The organism is Ramlibacter montanisoli, from assembly GCF_013087525.1.
GTDB lineage: Bacteria > Pseudomonadota > Gammaproteobacteria > Burkholderiales > Burkholderiaceae_C > Ramlibacter > Ramlibacter montanisoli.
In genome coordinates this window covers 3,486,284-3,511,629 of record NZ_JABFCS010000001.1, presented here as the reverse complement: position 1 = coordinate 3,511,629, position 25,346 = coordinate 3,486,284, and the positions used below count along the sequence as shown (strand labels likewise).

The window sequence follows — 25,346 nt, the reverse complement described above, 5'->3', positions numbered from 1 at the left end:
TTCAGCGCACGCTGGGCGCGGTGGTGGCCGGCGGCGGGGACAGCGGCTTCCAGGTGTCCAGCGGCGGCGGCACGGTCGTGATCTCCGGCATGATCGGCGCCTGGTTGACCGGCACGATCACGCTGTTGGCCGGCTGCGTGTTCTGCTGCTTGGTGCGCATCAGGTCGTAGCGGTCGATCGACACCGCGTCGCTCGCGCTGGTGTCGCGGATCACCACCGGCCGCAGGAAGACCATCAGGTTGCTCTTGGTGCGGCGGCGCGCCTCGCTCTTGAACAGGTTGCCCAGCACCGGGACGTCGCCGACGCCGGGGATCTTTTCCTGGTTGCCGCCGTAGCGGTCTTCCAGCAGGCCGCCCAGGACCACCACCGAGCCGTCGTCCACCAGCACGTTGGACTCGATGGTGCGCTTGTTGGTGGTGGGGCCGTTGGTGTCCCGCTCGGTGCCGGGCTGCACGCTCGAGGCCTCCTGGTAGATCGTCAGGCGCACCGTGCCGTTCTCGTTGATCTGCGGCTTCACGCGCAGCGTCAGGCCCACGTCGCGCCGCTCGATGGTCTGGAAGGGGTTCACCGAGCTGTTGCTGGTGCCCGTGTTGGTGAACTGGCCGGTGACGAAGGGCACGTTCTGGCCGATGACGATCTTGGCCTCCTCGTTGTCCAGCGTCAGCAGGTTCGGCGTGGACAGCACGTTGGCGTCGGTGTTCGCCTCCAGGAAGCGGGCCAGCAGGCCCAGCACGAAGGTGCCGTTGATGTTGCGCGCCGCGGCGATGTTGACGCCGGGCGCAGGACGCACCTCGCCGGTGGCCGCGCCGATGGCCAGGTCGATGATGTTGGCGCCGCCGGTGCCGCTGCCGCGGAAGTTGGTGCCCAGGAAGCCGATGACGCTGCTGTTGCTGGTGCCCAGGATGTTCTGCCACTGGATGCCGAACTCGGCCGCCTTGTCGGCGTTCACCTCCACGATCAGGCTTTCCACCAGCACCTGCGCGCGGCGGCCATCGAGCTGGTCGATCACGGCGCGCAGCTGCCGGTACTGCGGTTCGGGTGCCGTGATGATCAGCGAGTTCGTCGCCGGGTCGGCCTGGATCTGGCCGCCGGTGGAAGGCTGGGCGGAAGGGGTGATCGGCGCGTTGGACGCGCTGGTGCCGGTGCCGGCGCCCGGGCTGCTCAGGCCGCTGGCGGTCAGCGGCGAAGGCTGCGCAAGCAGCACGCCGCCGCCGGCCCCCGGCCGCGCCCGCGGCACCCGTGGTGCCGGGCCCGGCGATGCTGGCCAGGGCCGCGCGCAGCACCGTGGCGAGCTTGGTGGCTTCCGCGTTGCGCAGGTAGACGACGTGGATGTTGCCGGCGGCGGCGCCGGTGCCGGCGACGTCGAGGCTCGCGACGATCGAGCGCACCAGGTTCAGCCGCGCGGGATTGCCCGCGCGCACGATCAGCGAGTTGCTGCGCGGCTCGGCGATCACCGCGGTGCGGAAGGAGGTGTCGGTCTGTCCCTGCCCGGCCGCCGCCCCCCGGGGCCGCCGGACGAGTCGACCAGCCGCTGCACGATGGGCGCGAGGTCCACCGCGAGGGCGTGCCGCAGGTTGATGACCTCCACGTCGGTGGCGCTGGACACGTCCAGCGCCGCGATGATGCGGCCGATGCGCTGCAGGTTGTCCGCATAGTCCGTGATCACCAGCGAGTTGTTGCCGGGGTTCACGTTGATCGTGTTGTTGGGGCTGATCAGCGGACGCAGGATCGGGACCAGGTTGGACGCGTTCTCGAAGTTCAGGCGGAAGATCTGTGTGACGATCTGGCTGCCGGTGGCGGTGCCGCCCACCGAGACGGAGCCGCCCTGCAGCTTGGCCTCGGCTTCCGGCACCACCTTGAGCAGCCCGCCGGATTCGACGACGGTGTAGCCGGACAGGCGCAGCGTGGCCACGAACTGGTTGAAGGCGGCGGCCGGCGGCACCGGCCGCTCCGTCGACAGCGTCATGGTGCCCTTCACCCGCGGGTCGACCACGATGTTGCGGCCGGTGATCGCGGCCATGGTGCGCGCCACCGCCTCGATCTCGGCGTTGACGAAGTTGAGCGTGATCGGCTCGCTGGCGCGCTGCGCGTGCACGCCCATGGCGGTCCCCAGCAGCAGGGCCAGGGCCAGTGAGGCGGCGGCGAAACGTTGGTTCATGCGGCGCTAGCCTATCGAGATGAGCGAGCGCTCGCCGGTGCGGCGCCCGATGATGTTCAGGAGGTTCGCGAGCGCGGCCTCCCGCCCGGGGACGGCACTGGCTTCGCCGCGGAAGCGCAGGCGGCGCCCGACCCACTGCCCGGTCCCCGACAGCTGCAGGCTGCCTTCCAGGGTTTCCAGCCGCAGCGTGGCCTGCGAGCCGCCTTCCAGGGTAATGCGGTAGCTGCCCATGGGCCTCAGCGTAGAAAGGCGCGACGCGACGCGCAGCGCCACCAACTCGGCCCGCCCGGCAACCACCGGACGACCTTCGACCCATTCTACTGAAAGCCCCTGCGTGGTGAGCCTTACTTCACCATCCAGTTGCAATGTGTTCCAGGGGTGCCCAGGCCCGCCACCACGCGCGCCGGCCACTGCGAAACGGCGTCCCCGACCTGAAGCCGCATGCCGCCCGGGCGCCAGCGGGCGCGCAGGTCCAGTGGCTGCGGCGTGCAGCATTCGGTGCGCACGCGGGCGGCCGCGCCGTCCCACAGCGCATGCAGCTCCCAGGACACCCGCCCGGGCAGGGCCGCGGCATCGGTGCTGCCGGAACCCCCGGTCAGCACCAGCTGCGCCGAGCCGTCCCAGACGGTGCCGCGCGTATCGAGCAGCAGCACCTGGGCGCCGGTGGCGCGCTCCACCGCTGCCGCCAGCCAGCGGGCGGGGGCGAACAGGACCAGCGCGCACAGGACGCCCAGCACGCCGCCGGCCACGGCCCAGGACCAGGGTGCCGCGCGCGGGCTCGTCGTGTTCGCGCCACGGGGCGTCAGCGGGCGGGCAGCGTCAGCACCAGGCTGCCGTCCCAGCCGCCGGCCGGATTGCGCGCCAGCCTGGCCTCGCCCGGGATGGCCCGCGCGTTGGTGCGGACCTGCGTGAGCCATTGGGCCAGGGCCGGGGCGGGCGTGTTGGTGAGCGTGACCGTGACGCGCTCGCCGGCGATGTTGTAGCGCGCGCTCACTCCGAGCTGCTGGCGGATCGCCCCCTCCAGCTGGCGCAGGGCCTCGTCGCCGTTCTGGCGCGGCTGCGACTGCATCGCCCGGGCCTGCGCCTGCAGCCGCTTCATGTGCAGCAGCTGCGCGTCCAGCGCGCGGTGCTGCGCGTCGGCGTTGCGCAGGGTGGCGAGGGCCGGGGCGAGGGCGATCCACCACGCCAGGGCGATCGCCACCAGGGCCGCCGCGGCGAGGATCAGTGCGCGTTCGCGCGGCGCGAAGCCGGCCCAGCGCTGGCGCAGCTGCTGCGCGTTCACCGCACGTCCTCCGCGTTCAGCACCAGCACCCCGCCTTCGCTGGCGGCGGCGTAGCCCAGCGCCTTCAGGTGCGAGGCCACGCCGCGGAATTCTTCCGGCGTCAGCACGATACCGGTGGCGCGCAGCTGGCCGCCGCCGTATTCGATCGTGTTGGGCGTGCGCGAGGCCGGCAGCGCGGACGCGAGCGCCCCCAGCAGCGCATCGATGTCGCGCGCCGAGGCCATGCCGGTCTGCTGGCGCAGGGCCGCGACCTCGCGTTCCATCTGCACCGGCGCATCGACGATCACCTTCACCTGCGGGAAGGTCTCGCGCAAGGTCGCGCGCACGGCCTCGCGCTTGCCGTCCAGGCTGGCGCGCTCCTTCCAGGCCCAGGCGTTGAGTCCCAGCACGTTCAGCACCAGCAGCGCCACGGCGGCCCAGCGCGCCGGCCGCCATGCGGGGGCGCGCAGCAGCTCGCTCCAGCCGGTGGCGAGCTTCTTCAGGGCCCGGGCCCGCGTCGAACTGGCGAAGTCGAACTGCGCCAGGTCCCAGCGGCTGCCGGCGGACTGCACCCAGCGCTGCGGCGCCTGCTGCAGCGTCCAGGGCTGCGGCAGCAGCTGTTCGGCGATGGCGGCGACGGCCGGCTCGGCGAAGCGCGCTGCGTCGGCCGGCAGGGCGGGCAGCAGCGGCAGGGTGGCGGCGGTCAGGGGCAGCGTCAGCACGCCCTCGGAGCTGCTGGCGACCACCTGCGGCTGCTCCTCGTCGCCGGTGGCCACCAGCGACAGCGGCCCTTCCGGCGCGAACTCGGGAACGATGCGGCTGACCGGGCGGCCGGCGGCATCGAGCAGCTGCAGCGCGTTGCGCAGCCAGGCGCGGTCGCAGATCGCCACCCAGGCCGGCTCGCCCGCGCGGGCGCCGGGTTGCAGCGCGAGGTGCACGGCCTCGGTGTCGTCCAGCAGCTGTTCTTCCAGCAGCCCCTCCAGCGCGGCGCGCAGGCGCGGCGTGCCTGGGGCGACGCCGCGCGGCAGGTCGACGCGGTGCCAGGACAGCGCCTGCACCGGCACCACGGCGACCACTTCGGCGCCGGTGCCGCGCGGTGCGGGCAGCAGGGCGGCGCGCGCCTTGCCGTGGTCCGCCAGAGTGCTGCCGCCGGCCGTCAGCGCGTAGGCCCACTCGGTCGCGTTGGTGGCCGGCTCGAGGGGCAGCGAAACGAGGAGGGAGCTCATGGAGTGCGGGGCATTGTAGGGGGCGGTCCCGCTTCAGCGGCGCACCCCCGCCTGCGCGAAACCCTCGGAAGCTCCGCGTTCGCGCTGCAAGGTGCGCACGGTCGGACCGGTGCGCTGCAGGATCGAACGCTCCTCGATGACCACCTTGTCGATGCGCAGCCGGCCGCGCACTTCGAAGTACTGCGTGTCGACCGAGGTCGTGGTGAGGTCGAAGGTCGCGCCTGGCACCAGCTTGTTGGCATCGGACACGTTGCGGAAGTGCTGCCTTTCCCTCTCGGCCACCAGCCGCTTGGCGTCGGCCAGGCTCATGTTCCTGCCCGTGGCGTACAACACTTCAGCCGACGCGGTGTTGAGGTTCACCTTGGTCGAAGCGGAGGGCAGCACCGTCACGTAAGGCTCGAGCGCCGCCACGGTTTCCGGCGCCACTCCCAGCCAGGCCAGCTGTTCGACGCGCTGCGGCACGAGCGGCGCGCGGGCGGCGTTGCGGTTGTCGATGCTGATGTCGGAGCCGAAGCGCAGGTTCTCCGCCAGCTGCGCGAGCTGCGCCTGCGGCAGCCCGAGCACGTCGAACAGGCGCTCGAAGGACTCGAGGAGCTTGGGCTGCAGCGAGCCGGCCTGCACCAGCGCGCCCAGGTTCAGCCGCGCCTGCAGGTCGCCGATCTCGCCGGAGAGGAACACGTCCTGCGCATCGCCCAGGTCCATGTTGTTGCCCGGGTCGGCGGCCAGGAAGGTGGACAGGCGCGCCTCCTGCAGCGGCACGGCCCAGGGTTCGGCCAGGTGGTCGGTGCGGTCGGCGTTGAAGTCCTCGCGCAGGATCAGGCGCGCCCAGTCGAGCGCGCCATTGAGGATCCAGGCGGACTGCATGCGCGAACGCTCGGCCGCCTCGACCTCCACCGTGCGCCACTGCTGCCAGAGAGCGGCGGCGGCGAAGGTGGCCACCAGCGCCACCGTCAGCATGGCCGCGAGCAGGGCGGCACCGCGTTGGGCGTGCTTCTTCATGGCGTCAGCGTCGGCCGCATCCAGTCGCGCTGCAGCCGGCCGGAGATCGCCCGCCCGCCCGGAAGCTGCAGCACCAGGCGCACGCCGTCGGGCAGGGCGCTGCCGCCGCGCGCCGCCGCGGCCTGCGGCGCGCCGGCGCCGCTGCCCGCCGCGGTGGAGAGCGGATGGGTCCAGGCGTTCTCGCGGAAGAAGAAGATCTGCCAGTCCTCCAGCGGCCCGATCAGCACTTCCTGCCGCCGCATGGCGTCGCTGGGTTTCTGCGACCACAGGTCGGCCTCCAGCCAGGCCGCGTCGAGATCCCCGCGGGTGAACAGCGGGACCGACTCCCAGCGCAGCCAGCGGCCCTCGCGCCGCGTCCAGCCGACGACGCGCACGCCTTCGGCGGGCGACAGGCTGCTGCGGCGCGTGAGGCGCAGCACGCGGCCATTCCATTCGATCGCCGCGGTGGGCGGGAAAGGCGTCACCGCATCGAGGTCGGCGGCCCATTGCGCCAGGCCGGTCTGCAACGCCAGCACTTCGTCCGTGCGCGCCTCGGTCTGCTGGCGCGCGCGGATCATGCCGTCCAGGCCCTGCCAGCTGAGAGACGCCAGCAGTGCCAGCGCGAACAGCGCCACCAGCAGTTCGACCAGCGTGAAGCCGCGTGCGTGCCGCATCAGAAGCGCCCCATGACGGTGGAAATGCGCAGCAGCGGCGTGGCGTTGGCCAGCACGTGCGCGTCGACGCGGCGGAAGCTCGGGTTCGGCGTGGGCGAGACCTTCACCCGCACGACGAAGGCCTGGCCGGCCTGCTCGCACGCTTCCTCGCTGTCGCCCACCGCCGGCAGCTGCCTGGCGAGCTTCAGCCGGACCAGCTCGTTTTCCGCGCACAGCTGCGCCAGCACCATGTCGCTCTGGCGCTGCGCGTTGCTGGTGAGCGCGGCGCTCGCCTGCAGGCCGGCGACCAGCGCGATCGCCACGATGCCCAGCGACACCAGCACCTCGATCAGCGTGAAGCCGCGCGCGCGCTTCATGGCGGCGTGCCGGCGGTGAAGGGGCGCACGCCGTCGGTGGCGATGCGGATGCTGCGTTCGGGGTGCGCCGCGCTGGTGAGCACCACTTCCTGCCGCCCGATGACGGGGTCCGGGCCGAGCACGAGGACGCCGCGTCCCTGCACCCGCGTGTCCTCGGCCAGCCAGTTCTGCGGCAGCGCGTCGCGCGGCAGTCCCTCGAAGCGGAAGCCCCGGGGGTCGCCACCCAGCGCACGGCCTGTCCGCTCATGCGCGAGCGGGCACGGGCCGATTCGAGCAGGGCGGCCAGGCGCTGGGCGTCGCGTTCGAGCGGCAGGCCGGCGGCGTCGCGCAGGGCGAAGGAGACGCCCGCGGAGGCGACGGCGATGATCGCCACCACCACCAGCAGTTCGAGCAGCGTGAAGCCGGCCGCCAGCCGGCGCAGCAGGACCTCGCGCGCGGCCCTATTGCCAGGAGCCGACGTCGGCATTCTTGCCCTCGCCGCCGGCCTGCCCGTCGGCGCCGAAGGACATCACGTCGATCTCGCCCTTCACGCCGGGGTTGAGGTACTGGTAGGGCCGGCCCCAGGGGTCGTTGGGCAGCTTCTCCAGGTAGGGCTTCCAGTTCGGCGGAACCGGCCCCGTCGTCGGCCGCGCCACCAGCGCCGGCAGGCCCTGCTCGCCGGTGGGATAGCGCTGGTTGTCCAGCTTGTAGAGCTTCAGCGCCTGCATCAGGTTGTTCACGTCGGTCTTGGCCGCGGTGGCGCGCGTCGTCGGCGCGGTCCAGCACGTTGGGCACGATCAGCGCGGCGAGCACGCCGATGATGACCAGCACCACCATCAGCTCGATCAGGGTGAAGCCGGCGTGGGCGGCCTGCACGCGCAAACGCGCACGCAGTCGGGAGGCGGGGGTGGACAACATCGGTTCAATGATAATCCGCGCATGTTGAGCGCGAGCCCCGACCCCTGGATCGTCCGCGCCGCCACCTTCGCGCTGTGGGGGCTGGCGGCGGGCAGCGCGGTCTTCTGGGGACTGCGGCTCGCCGGCAGCGAGCGTTCGCCCAGCGTGCCCTTGTCCCCGTCACGGCAGCTGGCCGCGGTGGATCCGGAGGCGCTCGCACGCCTGCTGGGCAACTCGCCCGTCGCGGGCGCCATGGCGGCGCCGGCGCCGGCGGTGGCGCTCGCCTCCCGCTTCCAGCTCTTGGGCGTGGCCGCGGCGGCGGCGTTCCGGCGCGGGGGCCGCGGTGATCTCGGTGGACGGCAAGCCGGCCCGGCCTTACCGCGTGGGCTCCACCATCGAGGAGGGCGTGGTGCTGCAGTCGGTGCGCGGCCGCCAGGCGGTGCTGGCCAGCGGGCCGACGCAGGTCATCCTGGAACTGCCGCCGGTGCGCTCGCCCCTCGGGGCTCAGGCGCCGATCGCCGCACCCAGGTAGAAGGCCAGTTCCCACACCTGCTGCAGGGCGCCCGCGTCCTCCTGCGCGCCCGGACCGAAGCGCCGTTCCCACAGCCACAGCACGCCATAGGAGATGCTCGCCGCCAGCAGGACGGCCAGCAGCGGGAAGGCCCAGCCGCTCGCGGGGAACATCAGCAGCAGCGGCACGACGCACCAGAGCGCGCCGATGCGCAGGGCGCGCACGTCATGCCGGTCCCCGAGCCAGCGGGTGGCCACCACCGGTGCGAACCGGGAAGTGACGTGGGCCGCGAACAGCGCGGCCAGCACCCCCGCCTCCGAAACGGAAGCGATCGCCGCCAGCAGCACGATCTTCCCCGCCAGCAGCAGCAGCACGGCCAGCACGCCGAAGCCCTGGCCGCTGCCCAGGCGCTCGGCGGCCCGGAAGGCGGCGCTCTCGTGGCGCGCGCCGGTGAGCACCACGGTGAGGATGGTGCTCACGACGGCGGCGGCTGCGGCGCCCCAGGGGCTGGCGCGCAGCAGCAGTCCGACCAGCGCGAACAGCAGGCAGGCGGCGACGCCGACGATCCAGCCCGTTCCGGGCAGGTGCGCGTCGCTCGCGCGCAGCGCATCGGGGTCGGCGTCCTCCGGGGGCGCCAGCGGGCCTCCCAGGCGGACGCGGGTGGAGTGGTGCAGCGCCAGCGAGAACTGGCGCGCGAAGATATTCAGGGTGTCACGAATGGCAGGCACCCCGGATGCTACCCAGCCGTGGGCTTGCCGTGGGGCCGGCTGCGCAGGAACAGCTGGTAGACCGGATTGGCGGTCTCCTCGAAAGAGGGATAGCCCAGGGTGTCGAGGAAGGACTGGAAGGCCTTGTCGTCGCTGCGCGGCACCTGCAGGCCCACCAGGATGCGGCCATAGTCCGCGCCCTGGTTGCGGTAATGGAACAGGGAGATGTTCCAGCTGGGGCGCATGTGCGACAGGAACTTCATCAGCGCGCCCGGCCGCTCCGGGAACACGAAGCGCAGCAGGCGCTCGTCCTGCGCCAGCGGCGAAGGCCCGCCCACCATGTGCCGGATGTGTTCCTTGGCCAGTTCGTCGTGCGTGAGGTCCAGCGCGTCGAAGCCGTGGCGGCTGAAGTTCGCCGCTATCCTGGTCGACTCGCCCTTGCCGTGGGTGGTGAGGCCGACGAACACGTGGGCCTGCTCCGCGTCGCCGATGCGGTAGTTGAACTCCGTCACGTTGCGGGCGCCGCCCGGAAGGGTGCCGATGAGCTCGCAGAAGCGGCGGAAGCTGCCGCGCTCCTCCGGAATCGTCACGGCGAACAGCGCCTCGCGCTCCTCGCCGACCTCGGCGCGCTCCGCGACGAAGCGCAGGCGGTCGAAGTTCATGTTGGCGCCGCAGAGGATCGCCGCGTAGGTCTCGCCGCGGCGCTTGTGCTGCGCCACGTACTGCTTGATCGCGGCCACCGCCAGCGCGCCTGCCGGCTCGACGATGCTGCGGGTGTCGACGAAGACGTCCTTGATCGCCGCGCACACCGCGTCGGTGTCCACCAGCATGAATTCGTCGACCAGCTCGCGCGCCAGGCGGAAGGTCTCCTCGCCCACCAGCTTGACCGCCGTGCCGTCGGAGAACAGGCCCACGTCGCCCAGCGTGACCCGCTTCTTCGCCGCGACCGAGCGCGCCATCGCGTCCGAATCGCTCATCTGCACGCCGATCACCTTCACTTCGGGGCGCACGCACTTGATGTAGCTGGCCACCCCGGCGATCAGGCCGCCGCCGCCGATGGCGACGAACACCGCGTCCAGCGGCCCCTGGTGCTGGCGCAGGATCTCCATGGCGATGGTGCCCTGGCCGGCGATCACGTCGGGGTCGTCGAAGGGGTGCACGAAGGTGAGCTGCTCCCGCTCGCACAGCTGGATCGAGTGCTCGTAGGCATCGGAGTAGCTGTCGCCGTGCAGCACGACCTCGCCACCCAGCGCCTTGACCGCATCCACCTTCACCTGCGGCGTGGTCACCGGCATGACGACCACGGCCCGCGCGCCCATCTTGTGCGCGGCCAGCGCCACGCCCTGCGCGTGGTTGCCGGCGGAGGCGCAGATCACTCCGCGTTCGAGTTGCTCGGGGGCCAGGTGCGCCATCTTGTTGTAGGCGCCGCGCAGCTTGAAGCTGAAGACCGGCTGCTGGTCTTCGCGCTTGAGGAGCACCTTGTTGTGCAGCCTGCGGCTCAGCGCGCGCGGGCTCCAGCGGCGATTCGACGGCGACGTCGTAGACGCGCGCCGTGAGGATCTTCTTGAGGTAATCCTCCGGCTGCAGGTGTTTTTTCATGGCGCGGGAATCATAAGAGGCGCCCCGGACCGGCCCCTGACAAGAAAAAAGCCCCGGACCTTGCGACCCGGAGGCTAAATCCACCAAAGGAGAGGTGGAGGAGACAAGCGTCGAGGCCGGCGGGGCAGTGGGGAAACCAGCTGCTTCGCGGGCGGGGCCTAGCGGAATCGCTATGCTGTGAAACCAGTATAGCCCGCAATTTGCTGCAATGCACAAGGCTCGTTGCGGCGATGCCTCAATGGCGCAATCCGTGGCGCGAAAGGCGCCCACCAGGGGACCAGTCGATGGAATGCACAGTGACGTGGACGGGCGCCAGCGGCGCCCGCTCGGGGATGGGTTTCCTCGCGGAAACCGGCAGCGGCCATGTGCTCGTGATGGACGGCGCGCCCGACGAGGCGCGGCCCGAGAACGGCGGCCGCAACCTCGCGCCGCGGCCGATGGAAACCGTGCTGGCCGGCACCGGCGGGTGCACGGCCTATGACGTGGTCCTGATCCTCAAGCGCGGCCGGCACGACGTGCAGGGCTGCTCCGTGAAGCTCAGCGCGGAGCGGGCGACGACCGATCCCAAGGTGTTCACGAAGATCCACATGCACTTCACTGTCCGCGGGCGCAAGCTGCCCGCGCCGGCGGTGGAGCGGGCGATCGCGATGAGCCACGAGAAGTACTGCTCCGCCAGCGCGATGCTGGCGAAGACCGCCGAAATGACCACCAGCTTCGAGCTGGTGGAGGAAGAAGCGCCGGCCGCCTAGCCTCAGATCTCAGATGTAGTGCGCCGTGGTGGTCATCACCTTGGCCGCCGCGCGCATCGCCATCTTCACCGGCGCCGGCAGTTCGGCCGCCCCCGCGTTCTGCGCCTGCAGCGCGTGCGTGGCCTCGTCGTCCTTCATCTGGGCGACGATGGCGCGCGATGCGTGATCGGCCGCCGGCAGGCGTTCGAGGTGCCCCTGCAGGTGCGCCTCCACCTGGCGTTCGGTTTCCACGATGAAGCCCAGGCTCACGCGGTCCCCCAGCCGTCCCGCCACCAGGCCGATGCCGAAGGCGCCGGCGTACCAGAACGGATTGAGCAGGGAGGGCCGGGCCCCGAGTTCGTCCAGCCGCGCCTGCGTCCACGCCAGGTGGTCGGTCTCCTCGCGCGAGGCCTTTTCCAGCTGCGCCCGCAGCGCCTCGTTGCTGGTGGACATGGCCTGGGCGGTGTAGAGGGCCTGCGCGCAGACCTCGCCGACGTGGTTCACGCGCATCAGGGCGGCGGCGTGCCTGCGCTCCTGCTCGCCCAGGTGCGTGGCTTCCGCGGGCACGACGGGGCACGCGCGGGTGCCGCGCGGCGTGGCAAAGAGGGTGCGCAACGCCTGGTCGAAGGCGCCGAGGATGCGGTCCATTGGGGCAGTTTAGTCCCCGATGGGACCAGCCTGCTGAGGGCAGGTCGCTGTCGCACGCGCGACGGGCCGGTTTTGGATGGCGAAATGTAAAGAATAGGCCGTTGCATGCCCCCACTCGGCCTTTGCCCCTTGTTGTCCGACTGCAACGAAAGGAGGCCGTCCGGGCTAAATGCTTTGCGTAGGAAAAGACGCTCTGGTGGAATAGCAACAACTTCCCAAAAGGAGGTTGGCCCGGGGATCCGGTGGGGACGCGAGCGTGCCTGCATTCGAAGAACCCATGCGTAACCGGAGCCCTATGTTTAACCTTGGAGAAACTTGCATGAAAAAGTCCCTGATTGCACTGGCTGTGATGGCCGCTGCTGGCGCGGCCTCCGCCCAGTCGTCGGTCACGCTGTTCGGTATCGTCGATGCCACCTACCAGAACCTGCGCTCTGACGGCACCGCCGCCGCCGGCAGCAACAAGCTGAGCCGCCTGCACAACTCCGGCTACAACAGCTCCCGCCTGGGTTTCCGTGGCACGGAAGACCTCGGTGGCGGCATGTCCGCCTCCTTCTGGCTGGAAGCCGGCGTGAACAACGACGACGGCACTGGTGCGGCCAGCAACGTCAACAACCGCGTCTCTACCGTCGCGGCCCCCGCCCGGGCACGCAAGGCCTGACCTTCAACCGTCGTTCGACGGTCAGCCTGGCCGGCGGCTGGGGTGAACTGCGTCTGGGCCGTGACTACGTGCCGTCCTTCTGGAACCACACCGTGTTCGATCCGTTCGGCACCAACGGCGTGGGCGCCACCAGCAACCTGAGCCTGTTCCTCGGTACCGCCCTGGGCGTGCCCACGACCGTGCGCGCGTCCAACTCGGTCGGCTACTTCCTGCCCCCGAACCTGGGCGGCTTCTACGGCCAGGTCATGTACGCGTTCGGCGAAGTGGCCGAGCCGGTCACCCCTGCCGGTTCCGACAAGAACGACGGCCGCTACGTCGGCTTGCGCCTGGGCTTCGCCTCCGGCCCGTTCAACATCGCTGCCGCCTATGGCCGCACGGATGCCACCAGCGTCCTGGGCGCGCTGACCGCCGCTCCGTTCTCGGTCGTGGTTCCCGCCGGTTCCCAGATCGACTACATCAACCAGAACATCGCCGGCCAGTGGGACTTCGGCATGGCCAAGCTGATGGGTCACTGGAACCAGGAAAAGATCAAGGGCTTCGGCGAGACCGCCAAGCACACGACCTGGATGCTCGGCACCCTGGTGCCGGTCGGCGCTGGCGAAATCCGCGCTTCCTACACCCGCGGCAAGGGCGACGACGACTTCGTGCGCGGCGACCAGATCGCGATCGGCTACGTCCACAACCTGTCCAAGCGCACCGCCGTCTACACGACGTTCTCGCGCGTGAACAACAAGGACAGCGCCGACATCAACTACAACAACGGCCTGGCTGTCACCAGCGGCGCGAACACCGGCGGCAACTCCCGCGGCTTCGACCTGGGCATCCGCCACAGCTTCTGATTTTCGAACCGGCCGCAAGGCCGGTGCAGAGAACAAGAAACTTGAAAAGCCGCCTTCGGGCGGCTTTTTTTCGTGCTTCAATCCGCTTCCATGAAACATCCGGACACCTGCCGCCAGCTGTGGACCGCTCTCGGGGCGCCGCACTCCTGCTGCTGTCCGCCTGCGCGAGTCCGCCCCTGGACGGCACCGACGTCGCCGACACGCCCTGGGCCGAGCAGTCCGGCGTGCATCCCGGCTTCGACGCCGAGGTGTGGAACCACAGGACCTTCCCCGGCAAGGCGGCTTCCGAATTCAGCTACGCGCGGCTCGAGGGCCGCGATGCCATTTCCGTGACGGCCAAGGGTTCCGCCAGCATGCTGCGGCAGGTGCTGCGCATCGAGCCGGAGGAACTGGGCGCCGTGCGCTTCTCCTGGAAGGTGCCGGCCCTGATCGAACAGGCCGACATGGCGCTGCGCGACAAGGACGATGCGCCGGTGCGCGTCGTGCTCGCCTTCGAGGGCGACCGGTCGCGCCTTTCCGCGCGTGACGCGGCGTTGTCCGAGCTGGCGCACCTGCTGACCGGCGAGCCCATGCCCTATGCCACGCTGATGTATGTCTGGTGCAACCGGCGCGAGCCCGGCACCGTGATCCGCAACCCGCGCACCGACCGGGTCCGCAAGCTGGTGGTGGAGTCGGGCGCGCACGGACTCAACCGGTGGCTCGAATACGAGCGCGACATCCGCGCCGACTACCAGCGGGTGTTCGGCGAGGCGCCCGGCGCGCTGGTGGGCATCGCCATCATGACGGACAGCGACAACACGCAGTCGCGCGCCAGCGCCTGGTACGGGCCCGTGCGCTTCCTGCCCGTTTCGGCCGGCGCGCGCTGAGCGCGGCCCGCGCCTTCCGCGCTGCGTCCCGGGGAAACCCCTTTTGACCCTCGGGCGGCGCTGTTGCATAGTCGCGCTTTCCAAAATCATGAGGTATCCATGAGGGTCAAGTACGCACTGCTATGTGCCACCGCCACCACCTTGCTGGCCGTCCCGGCGCTGCACGCCAAGACGTTCCGCTGGGCGAGCGCCGCTGAAATCTCCACCTGGGACATCCATTCGCAGAACAACGCGCTGCAGAACGGCATCCACGCCGCCGTCTACGAGTCGCTGGTCTACTACAACAGCCGCACCTTCAAGCTGGAGCCGGTGCTGGCCACGTCGTGGACCCAGGTCTCCCCGACCCAGCTGCGCGTGAACCTGCGCCAGAACGTGAAGTTCCACGACGGCAGCGCCTTCACCGCCGACGACGCCGCGTACTCCATCGAGCGCGCGATGATGAAGACGTCCAACTTCACGCCCTACACGGCCGGCATCGACCGCGTGGTGAAAGTGAACACCAACACGATCGACATCTTCACCAAGCGTCCCAACCCGGTGCTGCTGAACCAGCTGACCGAGCTGCGCATGATGAGCAAGGCCTGGGCCGAGAAGAACAACTCGGTGGAGCCCAAGGACATCCGCAACGTCACGCAGGAAACCTTCGCCAACCGCAATGCGATGGGCACCGGTCCCTTCATCCTGCGCCAGTGGCTGCCCGACCAGCGCATGGTGATGGCCGCCAACCCCAACTGGTGGGGCAAGCTGGAAGGCAACCTCACCGAGATCGTCTACACGCCGATCAAGTCCGAGGCCACCCGCGTGGCGGCGCTGCTCTCCGGCGAAGTGGACCTGGTGCTCGACCCGAGCCCGCAGGACCTGCCGCGGCTGCGCAACAGCCCGGCCCTGAAGGTGGTGGACGGCGTCGAGAGCCGCACGATCTTCTTCGGCATGGACCAGAACCGCGAGGAGCTCCCCGGCTCCAACATCAAGGGCAAGAACCCGCTGAAGGACCAGCGCGTGCGCAAGGCGCTGTACCAGGCGATCGACATCGATTCGCTGATGCGCGTGACCATGCGCGGCCTCGGCCAGGCCACCGGCGCCCTGATCGCCCCGCAGGTGAACGGCTGGACGGAAGGCATCCACCGCCGCATGCCCTACGACCTGGAAGGCGCGCGCAAGCTGCTGGCCGAGGCCGGCTACCCGCAGGGCTTCGAGGTCGACTTCGCCTGCCCCAACAACCGCTACATCAACGACGAGGAAATCTGCCAGGCCGTCACCGCGATGTGGTCGCGCGTCGGCGTGCGGGCCAAGCTGCGCACCCTGCCGCTGGTCACCTACTTCCCGATGATCCAGCGCTATGAAGCCAGCATCTACATGCTGGGCTGGGGCGTGCCGACCTTCGATGCCATGTACAGCCTGCAGTCGCTGGTGCGCACCGTGGGCACCGATGGCGACGGCAACTACAACGTGGGCCGCTACAGCAACCCGCAGGTGGATGCCGTGATCGACCGCGCCAAGGTCGAAACCGACCTGCTGGTGCGCAACCGGCTGCTGACGCAGGCGCTGCAGATGAGCAACGACGACGTGTCGCACATCCCGCTGCACAACCAGGTCATCCCCTGGGCCATGAAGCGCAACATCGACGTGGTGCACCGCCCGGACAACCGCCTGGACTGGCGTGTCATCAAGGTGAACTGATTCGCCCCGGCAAGGGCGGCCGCTCCCTGGAGTGGCCGCCCTAATTGCTTTAGACCTAAAGGAAACCCGGGTGTCGGCACACAGCTTGCTCTGCTAGCATCGGCAGCCCTTTCGCCGCACAACGCATGTTCGCCTTCATCCTGCGCCGCCTGATCCAGGCCATGGTCGTCATGGTCACGGTGGCCTTCATCGCCTTCCTCCTGTTCCAGTACGTCGGCGATCCCGTCGTCTTCCTCCTCGGCCAGGACGCCACGCCGGAGCAGATCCGCGAGCTGCGCTCCGCCCTGGGGCTGGACAAGCCTTTCTTCGTGCAGTTCTGGCACTTCCTGGCCAATGCGGTGCAGGGCGAGTTCGGGCTGAGCCTGCGCCAGGGGGCCAAAGTCTCGCGCCTGATCGCGGAACGCTTCCCCGCCACGCTGGAACTGGCGCTGATCGCCGCCTCTCTGGCGCTGCTGGTCGGCATTCCCATGGGTGTCTACGCGGCCCTGCGGCGCGGCACCTTCCTCAGCCAGGTGTTCATGACGATCTCGCTGCTGGGCGTGTCTCTGCCCACCTTCCTGATCGGCATCCTCCTGATCCTGGTGTTCGCCGTCTCGCTCGGCTGGTTCCCCAGCTTCGGCCGTGGTGAAACGGTGCAGGTGGGCTGGTGGAGCACCGGCCTGCTCAAGGCCAAGGGCTGGCACCACATCGTGCTGCCGGCGATCACGCTGGCGGTGTTCCAGCTCACGCTGATCATGCGGCTGGTGCGCGCGGAGATGCTGGAGGTGCTGCGCACCGACTACATCAAGTTCGCGCGCGCCCGCGGCCTGCCGAACCGCGCCATCCATTTCGGCCACGCCCTGAAGAACACGCTGGTGCCGGTCATGACCATCACCGGCCTGCAGCTCGGGGGCCTGATCGCCTTCGCCATCATCACGGAGACCGTGTTCCAGTGGCCCGGCATGGGCCTGCTGTTCATCCAGGCCGTCACCTTCGCGGACATCCCGGTGATGGCGGCCTACCTGTGCCTGATCGCCCTGATCTTCGTGGTGATCAACCTGGTGGTGGACCTGCTGTATTTCGCCGTCGACCCGCGCCTGCGCGTCGGCACGGCGGGAGGCCACTGATGCTCGCGCCCGCGGCCCCGCCGCGGCTGGGCGCCCGGGGGCGCGCGTTCTCGCAGATCGCGCAGTACCACCCGGAGCTCACCGCCTTCCGGCGCGACCTGCACGCGCATCCCGAACTGGGCTTCGAGGAGGTCTACACCGCCGCGCGCGTGCAGGAGGCGCTGCGGCTGTGCGGCGTGGACGAGGTGCACGCGGGCATCGGCAAGACCGGCGTGGTGGGCGTGATCCGCGGCCGCAGCACGGCGTCGGGCCGCATGGTGGGACTGCGCGCCGACATGGACGCGCTGACCATGTCGGAGAGCAACGAGTTTCCCTGGAAGTCCACGCGCAACGGCATGATGCACGGCTGCGGCCACGACGGCCACGTCGCCATGCTGGTCGGCGCGGCGCGCTACCTGTCGGAGACGCGCAACTTCGACGGCACCGCGGTGCTGATCTTCCAGCCCGGCGAGGAAGGCTTCGCCGGCGCCAAGGCCATGATCGACGACGGCCTGTTCCAGCGCTTCCCGGTGGACGCCGTCTACGCCATGCACAACTGGCCGGGGCTCAAGCCCGGCTGCTTCGGCATCCGCGAGAACGCCATGATGGCCTCGGCCGACCGCGTGACGATCGAGATCACCGGCAAGGGCGGCCACGGCGCGCATCCCTACCTCGCCGTGGACCCGGTGCTGGTGGCGGCGCACATCATCACCGCCGCGCAGAGCATCGTCTCGCGCAACGTGAAGCCGGTGGACGTGGCCGTGATCAGCCTGTGCGCCATGCACGCGGGCGACCTCAACGCGATGAGCGTGATCCCCGGCAAGGCCACGCTGGTGGGGACGGTGCGCACCTTCAACCATGAAGTGCAGGACATGATCGAGCGGCGCCTGAGCGAGCTGTGCAGCGCCGTGGCGCTGGGCTTCGGCGCCACCGCCACCGTGCACTACGACCGCGTGTATCCCGCCACCATCAACACCCCGCGCGAGACGCAGTTCGCCGCCGACGTCGCCGAGTCGCTGGTCGGCGCGGAGAACGTGGTGCGCGACATGGATCCGAGCATGGGGGCGGAGGACTTCTCCTTCATGCTGCAGGCCAAGCCGGGCGCCTACATGCGCATCGGCCAGGGCGGCGAGGGCAGCTGCATGCTGCACATGAGCCGCTACGACTTCAACGACGACATCCTCCCGCTCGGCTCGGCGCTGCACGCCAGCCTGGTGGAGCAAGCCATGCCGCAGGCGGGCCACTGACCCCCGCCGGCGCACACCAAGTCCCACAGGACAGCCACTTCCACAAGGAGTTCCGACCATGCACTTCAAGACCCACCTGATCGCGGCGGCCGCGCTGTGCGCCGCCCTCGGCGCGCAGGCGCAGACCGCGCGCATCGCCAACCAGGGCGACGCGTTGTCGATGGACCCGCACTCCCTCAACGAGTCGCTGCAGCTGTCCGTCACGGGCAACGTGTACGAAGCCCTCGTGGGCCGCAACAAGGACCTCTCGCTGGCGCCCGCGCTGGCGACCTCCTGGCGCCAGACTTCGCCGACGGTGTGGCGCTTCGAGCTGCGCAAGGGCGTGCAGTTCCACGACGGCAAGCCCTTCACGGCCGACGACGTGCTGTTCTCCTTCGCCCGCACGCAGGTGGAAGGCTCGGACATGAAGAGCTACACCAACGACGTGAAGGAAGTGCGCAAGGTCAACGACCACGTGGTGGAGATCGAGACCAAGGCGCCGTTCCCCATCCTGCCGGACGTGATCTCGCTCGTGTTCATCATGAGCAAGAAGTGGGCGGAGGACAACCAGGCGACGCGCCCGGTGGACCGCCGCAAGGGCGTGGAGAACGCCGCCTCCTTCCGCGCCAACGGCACCGGCCCGTTCCGCCTGCGCGAGCGCCAGCCGAACGTGCGCACGACCTTCGTGCGCAACGGCAACTACTGGGGCAAGATCGAGGGCAACGTCCAGGAAGTCATCTTCACCCCGATCGGCAACGACGCTACCCGCGTGGCCGCGCTGCTGTCCGGCGAGATCGACGTCATGGAGCCGGTGCCGGTGCAGGACATCGACCGCGTCAACGGTTCCGCCAACGCCAAGGTGATGGTCGGCCCCGAGCTGCGTACCATCTTCCTGGGCATGGACCAGTCGCGCAACGAGCTGCTGTACTCCAGCGTGAAGGGCAAGAACCCCTTCAAGGACAAGCGCGTGCGCCAGGCCTTCTACCAGGCCATCAACATCGACGGCATCCAGAAGACGGTGATGCGCGGCGCCGCGCGCCCCACCGGCCTGATGGTCGGCCCCGGCATCAACGGCTTCGATTCCGGCCTGAACAAGCGCCTGGCCTACGACCCGGACGGCGCCAAGAAGCTGCTGGCCGATGCCGGCTACCCGAACGGCTTCGAAGTGACGATGAACTGCCCGAACGACCGCTACGTGAACGACGCGCGGATCTGCCAGACGGTGGCGGCCAACCTGTCGCGCATCGGCGTGAAGATCAACCTGGCCGCCGAGACCAAGGGCACCTACTTCCCCAAGATCCTGCGCCGCGACACCAGCTTTTACCTGCTGGGATGGACGCCCGGGACCTACGACGCGCACAACGCGCTGAATGCGCTGATGGCCTGCCCGGACGACAAAGGGACCGGCCAGTTCAACCTGGGCAGCTACTGCAACCCGAAGGTCGACCAGCTCACCAAGGCCATCCAGTCGGAGACCGACAAGGCCAAGCGCGGCGCCATGATCAAGGAGGCCTTCGAGGTGCATGCCGCCGACGTCGGCCACCTGCCGCTGCACCAGCAGTCGCTGGCCTGGGGCGTGTCGAAGAAGGTGGACCTGGTCCAACTCGCCGACAACTTCATGCCCTTCAAGTTCATCACCGTCAAGAAGTGACGCCTGTGCGCGCCGCGGCCGGACCGCGGCGCGCGCGCTTCCGCTCCCCATGAAACAAGCCATCCTGCGCTGGTTCGACAGCGATGTCGGGCACAGCTTCCGCACCTCGCCGATGGCGATCCTCGCGGGCTCCATCGCCTTCGTGTGCGTGTTCGCGGCGGTGTTCGCCGACCTCGTGGCGCCGCACAACCCCTTCGACCTCACCACGCTCGTCCTGGGCGACGCGCGCAAGCCGCCGGCCTGGGATGCCGAAGGGACGGCGAAGTACGTGCTGGGCACCGACGACCAGGGCCGCGACATCCTGTCGGCGCTCATGTACGGCGCCCGCATCTCGCTGGTGGTGGGCGTGGTGTCCGTGCTGCTGTCGATGGTGATCGGCGTGGCGCTGGGCCTGCTGGCGGGTTTCCGCGGCGGCTGGATCGACGCCTTCCTCATGCGCCTGTGCGACGTGATGCTCAGCTTCCCGCCGATCCTGGTGGCGCTGCTGATCGCCGGCGTCGGCCGCGCGCTGTTCCCCAACGCGCACGACACGGTGGCCTTCGGCGTGCTGATCGTGTCGATCACGCTCACCGGCTGGGTGCAGTACGCGCGCACCGTGCGCGGCTCCACGATGGTGGAGCGCAACAAGGAATACGTGCAGGCCGCGCGCGTCACCGGCGTGGCGCCGCTGCGCATCATGATGCGGCACGTGCTGCCCAACGTGCTGGGCCCGGTGCTGGTGCTGGCGACCATCCACGTCGCCACCGCCATCATCACCGAAGCGACGCTGTCCTTCCTGGGCGTGGGCGTGCCGCCCACCTCGCCCTCGCTGGGCACGCTGATCCGCGTCGGCAACGACTACCTGTTCTCCGGGGAGTGGTGGATCACCGTCTTCCCCGGCCTCATGCTGATCCTGATCGCCCTGTCGGTGAACCTGCTGGGCGACTGGCTGCGCGATGCGCTCAACCCGCGCCTTCGCTAGCGAGCACGCGAAATGTCCCTCCTCCAAGTCCAGGACCTCGTCGTCGAGTTCCCTTCCCGCCGCGGCACGCTGCGCGCGCTGGACCACGTCTCCTTCGAGATCGCCCCGGGCGAGATCCTGGGCGTGGTCGGCGAGTCCGGTGCCGGCAAGTCGCTCACCGGCGCCGCCATCATCGGCCTGCTCGAGCCGCCCGGCCGCATCGCCTCCGGCCAGATCGTGCTGGAAGGCGAGCGCATCGACAACCTGCCGTTCGAGCGCATGCGCCACATCCGCGGCCGCAAGATCGGCGCGATCTTCCAGGATCCGCTCACCTCGCTGAACCCGCTGTACACCATCGGCCGGCAGCTGATCGAGACGATCCAGGCGCACCTGCCGGTCAGCACGGACGAAGCGCGCCGGCGAGCGGTCAGCCTGCTGGAAGACACCGGCATCCCGGCGGCGGCCGAGCGCATCGACCACTATCCGCACCAGTTCTCCGGCGGCATGCGGCAGCGCGTGGTGATCGCGCTGGCGCTGGCGGCCGAGCCCAAGCTGATCGTCGCCGACGAACCGACCACCGCGCTGGACGTCTCGATCCAGGCGCAGATCATCCAGCTGCTCAAGCGCGTCTGCAAGGACCGCGGCGCGGCCGTCATGCTGATCACGCACGACATGGGCGTGATCGCCGAGACCTGCGACCGCGTGGCCGTGATGTACGCGGGCCGCGTCGCCGAGATCGGCCCGGTGCACGAGGTGATCCACCAGCCGGCGCATCCCTACACCATGGGCCTGATGGCGGCGATCCCCGACATAACCGTGGACCGCGAGCGCCTGAACCAGATCGACGGGGCGATGCCGCGGCTGAACGCGATCCCCTCGGGCTGTGCCTACAACCCCCGCTGCCCGCGCGCCTTCGACCGCTGCACGCGCGAGCGACCCGACCTGCTGAATGCGGGCGCCACCCGTGCCTGCTGGCTGCACGACGCCAACGCGGAGATGCCGGCATGAGCCGCCGGGCCGCCCCAAGGCGAATCCCGCAGCGCGCAGCGCGGAGGGTAGTCCAATGAGCACCATCGTCGTCGATCCCCACTCCGGCCCTCAGCCCACCCCTCACCCGCAAGCGGGCGAGGGAGCCGCCGCTTCCCTCCCGCTCCCCTCCGGGGAGAGAGCCGGGGTGAAGGGCGCGAGCGGCACGGTGCCGCTGGTCCAGGCCCACGACCTCGCCAAGACCTTCGACGTCTCCGTCCCCTGGCTGAACCGCGTGCTGGAGCGCCGCCCGCGCCAGCTGCTGCATGCCGTGGACGGCGTGAGCTTCAGCATCGAGAAGGGCCAGACGCTCGCGCTGGTGGGCGAGTCCGGCTGCGGCAAGAGCACGGTGGCCCGCCTGCTGGTGGGCCTGTACCACCCCACGCGCGGCGGCTTCACCTTCGACGGCCAGGACGCGCACGCCGCGTTCAAGACCAGCGAAGGCCGCAAGCTGCGCCGGCGCATCCAGATGATCTTCCAGGACCCGTATGCCAGCCTGAACCCGCGCTGGAAGGTGGAGGACATCGTCGGCGAGCCGCTCAAGGAGCACGAGCTGGTCACCGATGCGGCGCAGCTGAAGGACCGCGTGGGCGAGCTGCTGAAGTCCGTGGGCCTGAGCCCGCTGGACATGGTGAAGTACCCGCACCAGTTCTCCGGCGGCCAGCGGCAGCGCATCTCGATCGCGCGCGCGCTGGCGACGCAGCCTGAGTTCCTGGTGTGCGACGAACCCACCTCCGCGCTGGACGTGAGCGTGCAGGCGCAGGTCCTCAACATCATGAAGGACCTGCAGCGCAAGCACGGCCTGACCTACCTGTTCATCTCGCACAACCTGGCGGTGGTGCGGCACGTGAGCGACCAGGTCGGCGTGATGTACCTGGGCCGCCTGGTGGAAGTGGCGGGCAAGCAGCAGCTGTTTGCGCAGCCGCGCCATCCCTACACGCGCATGCTGCTCGATGCGATCCCGAAGATGCACGACACCGGCCGCGCGCGCACGCCGGTGCAGGGCGAGGTGCCGAACCCCTTGAACCCGCCGACCGGCTGTGCCTTCAACCCCCGCTGCCCGCATGCCAATGAGCGCTGCCGCGTGGAGCGGCCGGCGCTGCTGGAGCTGCAGGGCGTGCGCGTGGCTTGCCACGCGGTGGAAGAGGGTCGCATCTAGCGGGGTTCGCTGCGCTCACCGCCAGCCTACGGGGATCTTCGTAGGCTGGCGGTGACGAAGGAACCCCAGCGTTCACGCATACCGCTTCGTCCGCAGGTTGTTCTTCATCTCCCGCAGCAGCGGCTGCAGCTTGCCCCCGCCGATGCGCAGCGCCACGGTCGTCGCCAGCACGTCGATGATCATCAGGTGCAGCAGCCGCGACACCATCGGGCTGTAGCGGTCGTAGCCCTCCGGGTGGTCCGCGGCCAGGTGGATCTGCCCCGCGGCCGCCAGCGGCGAGGCGGTGGCCGTGATCACGATGGTGGTGGCGCCGTTGCGCCTGGCGATGTCGCAGGCATCCATCAGGTCGCGCGTGCGCCCCGAGTTGGAGATCACCACCACGCAGTCGCCCGGGCCGAGCAGCGTCGCGCTCATCACCTGCATGTGGCCATCGCTCCAGGAGATGGTGTTCACGCCCAGGCGGAAGAACTTGTGCTGCGCGTCCAGTGCCACCACGCCGGAATTGCCGACGCCGTAGAACTCGATGCGGCGCCCGGTCTTGTAGGTGGAGGCCAGCGCCTCCGCCGCCTTCTCGATGGCGAAGGTCGATGCGTCGTTGCGGTACTTCAGGAAGGCCGCCACCGCGTTGTCGATCACCTTGACCAGCACGTCGCCGGTCTTGTCGTCCGGATCCACGCTGCGGTGGATGAAGGGCACGCCCTCGCTCACGCTGCCCGCGAGCTTCAGCTTGAAGTCCGACAGCCCGTCGTAGCCCATGCTGCGGCAAAAGCGCACCACCGTGGGCTTGCTCACGTGCGCGCGTTCGGCGAGTTCGCTTACCGGCAGGTTGGCGAAGCTGCGCGGGTCGCCCAGCACCAGCTTGGCCACGCGCTGTTCCGCGGGCGCCAGGGAGGACATGGAGGCCTTGATGCGATCCAGCACTCAGCACTCCTCCGGCCAGCAGAAGCCGTCGCGCGCGATCATGGCGCTGGACGCGCTCGGCCCCCAGGAGCCGGCGGCATAGGGCGCGGGCCGCGGTCATCCGCCGCCCAGTGCTCCATCACCGGTTCCACCCAGCGCCAGGCCGCTTCCTGTTCGTCGCTGCGCACGAACAGGTTCAGCCGGCCGGCGATCACGTCGAGCAGCAGGCGCTCGTAGGCGCCCACGCGCTCGGAGCCGAAGCGCTTGTCGAAGTCCAGGTCCAGCTGCACCGGCGCCAGGGCCGGGCCGTTGCGCCGGTTCTGCTGTCCCTGCGCCAGCAGGTGCAGCTCCAGGCCGTCGCGCGGCTGCAGGTTGATCACCAGCCGGTTGCCGCTGCCGGGCGGCGCGCTGAAGATCGCGTGCGGGGTCTCGCGGAAGTTCACCACGATGTGCGCCTCGCGCGCGGCCAGCCGCTTGCCGGTGCGGATGTAGAAGGGAACGCCGGCCCAGCGCCAGCTGGCGATCTCGGTGCGCAGCGCGACGAAGGTTTCGGTCTTGCTGTTCGGGTCCACGCCCGGCTCCTCGCGGTAGCCGGGCACGGCGTTGCCGGCCACGCTGCCGGCCGCGTACTGCCCGCGCACCACGTGCTGGTCGATCCCTTCCGGCGTCCAGCGCTGGAGCGAGCGCAGCACCTTGAGCTTCTCGTCGCGGATCGCATCGGCATGCGAGTTGATCGGCGGCTCCATGGCCAGCGCGCACAGCAGCTGCAGTGCGTGGTTCTGCACCATGTCGCGCAAGGCGCCGGTCTTGTCGTAGAAGGCGCCGCGCCGCTCCACGCCCAGGTCCTCGGCGATCGTGATCTGGATGTTGGAGATGTGTTCGCGCCGCCAGACCGGCTCGAACAGCGCGTTGCCGAAGCGCATGGCGAACAGGTTCTGCACCGCCGGCTTGCCCAGGTAGTGATCGATGCGGAAGATCTGCCGCTCGGTCAGCACGCGCCGCACCGCCTCGTTGATCTCGCGGTTGGAGGCGAGGTCGTGGCCCAGCGGCTTTTCCAGCACCAGCCGCGTGTTGGGGCGGTTCAGGCCCGCGGCGGCGAGTTGTTCCACCGCGCGCGTGAACAGGTCGGGCGCGGTGGCCAGGTACATGACGACCGTTTCCGCGTGCCGCGCGCGCAGCATGTCCGCCAGCCTGCGGTAGTCCTGCGGCTGCGAGAGGTCCACCCGCAGGAAGTGCAGCAGGCCGGCAAAGCGGTCGAACTCCTCCGGCGTCGGCCGCTTGGCCAGCTCCACGTCGTCGAAGCGCGAGCGGATCAGCTCGCGGTACTGCTGGTCGCTCAGGTCGTCGCGGGCGATGCCGATGATGCGGCCGCCTTCGGGCAGGGTGCCGTGGCGGAAGGCCTGGAACAGGGCGGGCATCAGCTTGCGCCAGGCGAGGTCGCCGGTGCCGCCGAACAGGACGAGGTCGAAACTCATGGGCGTTTTTCTGCGTACGGTCGAAACACTGTAACTTAGTTTCAGGCGCCCTTGGGGAGCGGGCGCCCAACCGAAAACCAACCCAATGCCCGCTGGTGTTAACCCCAGCGCTTCCCGCG

The 25,346-nt window shown here is 69.8% G+C and carries 19 protein-coding genes and 7 pseudogenes; 12 read left to right on the top strand and 14 right to left on the bottom strand.

What is annotated here, in order from left to right:
• Nucleotide 1: 1 nt before the first annotated feature.
• The 9 genes and pseudogenes from gspD to gspG form a co-directional block, all read right to left on the bottom strand.
• Nucleotides 2-2,158 (bottom strand): annotated as a pseudogene (gene gspD / locus HK415_RS17380) (type II secretion system secretin GspD).
• Nucleotides 2,159-2,164: 6 nt separating this feature from the next.
• Nucleotides 2,165-2,964, bottom strand: a pseudogene (gene gspN / locus HK415_RS27215) (type II secretion system protein N).
• Nucleotides 2,961-3,440 carry a type II secretion system protein M gene (locus tag HK415_RS17370; RefSeq protein WP_171561452.1) on the bottom strand — a complete coding sequence of 160 codons (480 nt, stop codon included), beginning with the start codon at nt 3,438-3,440 and terminating at the stop codon, nt 2,961-2,963. The pseudogene gspN and the gene HK415_RS17370 overlap by 4 nt, the downstream one beginning before the upstream one ends.
• Nucleotides 3,437-4,645, bottom strand: a complete 1,209-nt coding sequence (gene gspL, locus HK415_RS17365) for a type II secretion system protein GspL (RefSeq protein ID WP_171561450.1) — start codon at nt 4,643-4,645, stop codon at nt 3,437-3,439. The genes HK415_RS17370 and gspL overlap by 4 nt, the downstream gene beginning before the upstream one ends.
• 33 nt (nt 4,646-4,678) lie before the next feature.
• The gene (gspK, locus tag HK415_RS17360; RefSeq protein WP_171561448.1) at nt 4,679-5,644 is read right to left on the bottom strand and encodes a type II secretion system minor pseudopilin GspK; all 966 of its coding nucleotides are present in this window, start codon (nt 5,642-5,644) and stop codon (nt 4,679-4,681) included.
• Nucleotides 5,641-6,288: pseudogene (locus HK415_RS17355) on the bottom strand (PulJ/GspJ family protein); the annotation flags it as partial. The pseudogene HK415_RS17355 and the gene gspK, both read right to left, overlap by 4 nt.
• Nucleotides 6,289-6,296: 8 nt before the next feature.
• Complete coding sequence (gene gspI, locus HK415_RS17350) at nt 6,297-6,653, bottom strand: type II secretion system minor pseudopilin GspI (protein WP_171561443.1); 357 nt, start codon at nt 6,651-6,653, stop codon at nt 6,297-6,299.
• A pseudogene (locus tag HK415_RS17345) lies at nt 6,650-7,119 on the bottom strand (GspH/FimT family pseudopilin). The gene gspI and the pseudogene HK415_RS17345 overlap by 4 nt, the downstream one beginning before the upstream one ends.
• Nucleotides 7,094-7,550, bottom strand: a pseudogene (gene gspG / locus HK415_RS17340) (type II secretion system major pseudopilin GspG). The pseudogenes HK415_RS17345 and gspG overlap by 26 nt, the downstream one beginning before the upstream one ends.
• Nucleotides 7,551-7,872: 322 nt before the next feature.
• Between gspG and HK415_RS25435 the strand changes: the two are divergent.
• Entirely contained in the window at nt 7,873-8,061 is a 189-nt protein-coding gene (locus tag HK415_RS25435) for a hypothetical protein (protein WP_253261937.1), read from the top strand.
• On the opposite strand, the gene HK415_RS17330 is transcribed toward HK415_RS25435, so the two are convergent.
• On the bottom strand, nt 8,034-8,768 hold the full coding sequence (locus HK415_RS17330) for an adenosylcobinamide-GDP ribazoletransferase (protein ID WP_171561441.1): 735 nt from the start codon (nt 8,766-8,768) through the stop codon (nt 8,034-8,036). The two genes, HK415_RS25435 and HK415_RS17330, sit on opposite strands and share 28 nt — an antisense overlap.
• 8 nt (nt 8,769-8,776) lie before the next feature.
• Nucleotides 8,777-10,346 (bottom strand): annotated as a pseudogene (gene ilvA, locus HK415_RS17325) (threonine ammonia-lyase, biosynthetic).
• A 284-nt stretch (nt 10,347-10,630) separates the two neighbouring features.
• Here ilvA and HK415_RS17320 point away from each other — a divergent pair.
• Nucleotides 10,631-11,095: an OsmC family protein gene (locus HK415_RS17320; RefSeq protein ID WP_171561438.1), complete on the top strand. Its 465-nt coding sequence runs from the start codon at nt 10,631-10,633 to the stop codon at nt 11,093-11,095.
• A 9-nt stretch (nt 11,096-11,104) separates the two neighbouring features.
• On the opposite strand, the gene coq7 is transcribed toward HK415_RS17320, so the two are convergent.
• Nucleotides 11,105-11,722, bottom strand: a complete 618-nt coding sequence (gene coq7 / locus HK415_RS17315) for a 2-polyprenyl-3-methyl-6-methoxy-1,4-benzoquinone monooxygenase (RefSeq protein WP_171561436.1) — start codon at nt 11,720-11,722, stop codon at nt 11,105-11,107.
• Nucleotides 11,723-12,041: 319 nt separating this feature from the next.
• Between coq7 and HK415_RS25430 the strand changes: the two genes are divergently transcribed.
• From HK415_RS25430 to HK415_RS17270, 10 genes are all read left to right on the top strand, one after another.
• The gene (locus HK415_RS25430; protein ID WP_253261936.1) at nt 12,042-12,380 is read left to right on the top strand and encodes a porin; all 339 of its coding nucleotides are present in this window, start codon (nt 12,042-12,044) and stop codon (nt 12,378-12,380) included.
• A 68-nt stretch (nt 12,381-12,448) separates the two neighbouring features.
• On the top strand, nt 12,449-13,219 hold the full coding sequence (locus tag HK415_RS17310; protein ID WP_373684608.1) for a porin: 771 nt from the start codon (nt 12,449-12,451) through the stop codon (nt 13,217-13,219).
• Between the two features lie 119 nt (nt 13,220-13,338).
• A complete protein-coding gene (locus HK415_RS17305) occupies nt 13,339-14,085 on the top strand; it encodes a DUF3047 domain-containing protein (RefSeq protein WP_309246729.1) in 747 nt (248 codons plus the stop codon).
• A gap of 99 nt (nt 14,086-14,184) precedes the next feature.
• Nucleotides 14,185-15,765, top strand: a complete 1,581-nt coding sequence (locus HK415_RS17300) for an ABC transporter substrate-binding protein (protein ID WP_171561434.1) — start codon at nt 14,185-14,187, stop codon at nt 15,763-15,765.
• 125 nt (nt 15,766-15,890) lie between these two features.
• Entirely contained in the window at nt 15,891-16,871 is a 981-nt protein-coding gene (locus HK415_RS17295) for an ABC transporter permease (RefSeq protein ID WP_171561432.1), read from the top strand.
• Nucleotides 16,871-18,097, top strand: coding sequence for a M20 aminoacylase family protein (locus HK415_RS17290; RefSeq protein ID WP_171561429.1), 1,227 nt, complete (start codon nt 16,871-16,873; stop codon nt 18,095-18,097). Before HK415_RS17295 ends, HK415_RS17290 begins: the two co-directional genes overlap by 1 nt.
• A 58-nt stretch (nt 18,098-18,155) precedes the next feature.
• A complete protein-coding gene (locus tag HK415_RS17285; protein ID WP_171561426.1) occupies nt 18,156-19,727 on the top strand; it encodes an ABC transporter substrate-binding protein in 1,572 nt (523 codons plus the stop codon).
• A gap of 49 nt (nt 19,728-19,776) precedes the next feature.
• Nucleotides 19,777-20,688 (top strand): ABC transporter permease, encoded by a 912-nt coding sequence (locus HK415_RS17280; RefSeq protein WP_171561424.1) that lies wholly within the window; start codon nt 19,777-19,779, stop codon nt 20,686-20,688.
• A gap of 12 nt (nt 20,689-20,700) precedes the next feature.
• Entirely contained in the window at nt 20,701-21,675 is a 975-nt protein-coding gene (locus HK415_RS17275) for an ABC transporter ATP-binding protein (RefSeq protein ID WP_171561422.1), read from the top strand.
• 166 nt (nt 21,676-21,841) lie between these two features.
• The gene (locus tag HK415_RS17270) at nt 21,842-22,852 is read left to right on the top strand and encodes an ABC transporter ATP-binding protein (RefSeq protein WP_309246728.1); all 1,011 of its coding nucleotides are present in this window, start codon (nt 21,842-21,844) and stop codon (nt 22,850-22,852) included.
• A gap of 72 nt (nt 22,853-22,924) precedes the next feature.
• Here the strand turns inward: HK415_RS17270 and HK415_RS17265 are convergent, their stop codons facing one another.
• Together HK415_RS17265 and zwf are read right to left on the bottom strand one after the other, a co-directional pair.
• Nucleotides 22,925-23,773: a MurR/RpiR family transcriptional regulator gene (locus HK415_RS17265; RefSeq protein ID WP_171561417.1), complete on the bottom strand. Its 849-nt coding sequence runs from the start codon at nt 23,771-23,773 to the stop codon at nt 22,925-22,927.
• Nucleotides 23,774-25,227: pseudogene (gene zwf, locus HK415_RS17260) on the bottom strand (glucose-6-phosphate dehydrogenase).
• Between the last annotated feature and the right edge of the window lie 119 nt (nt 25,228-25,346).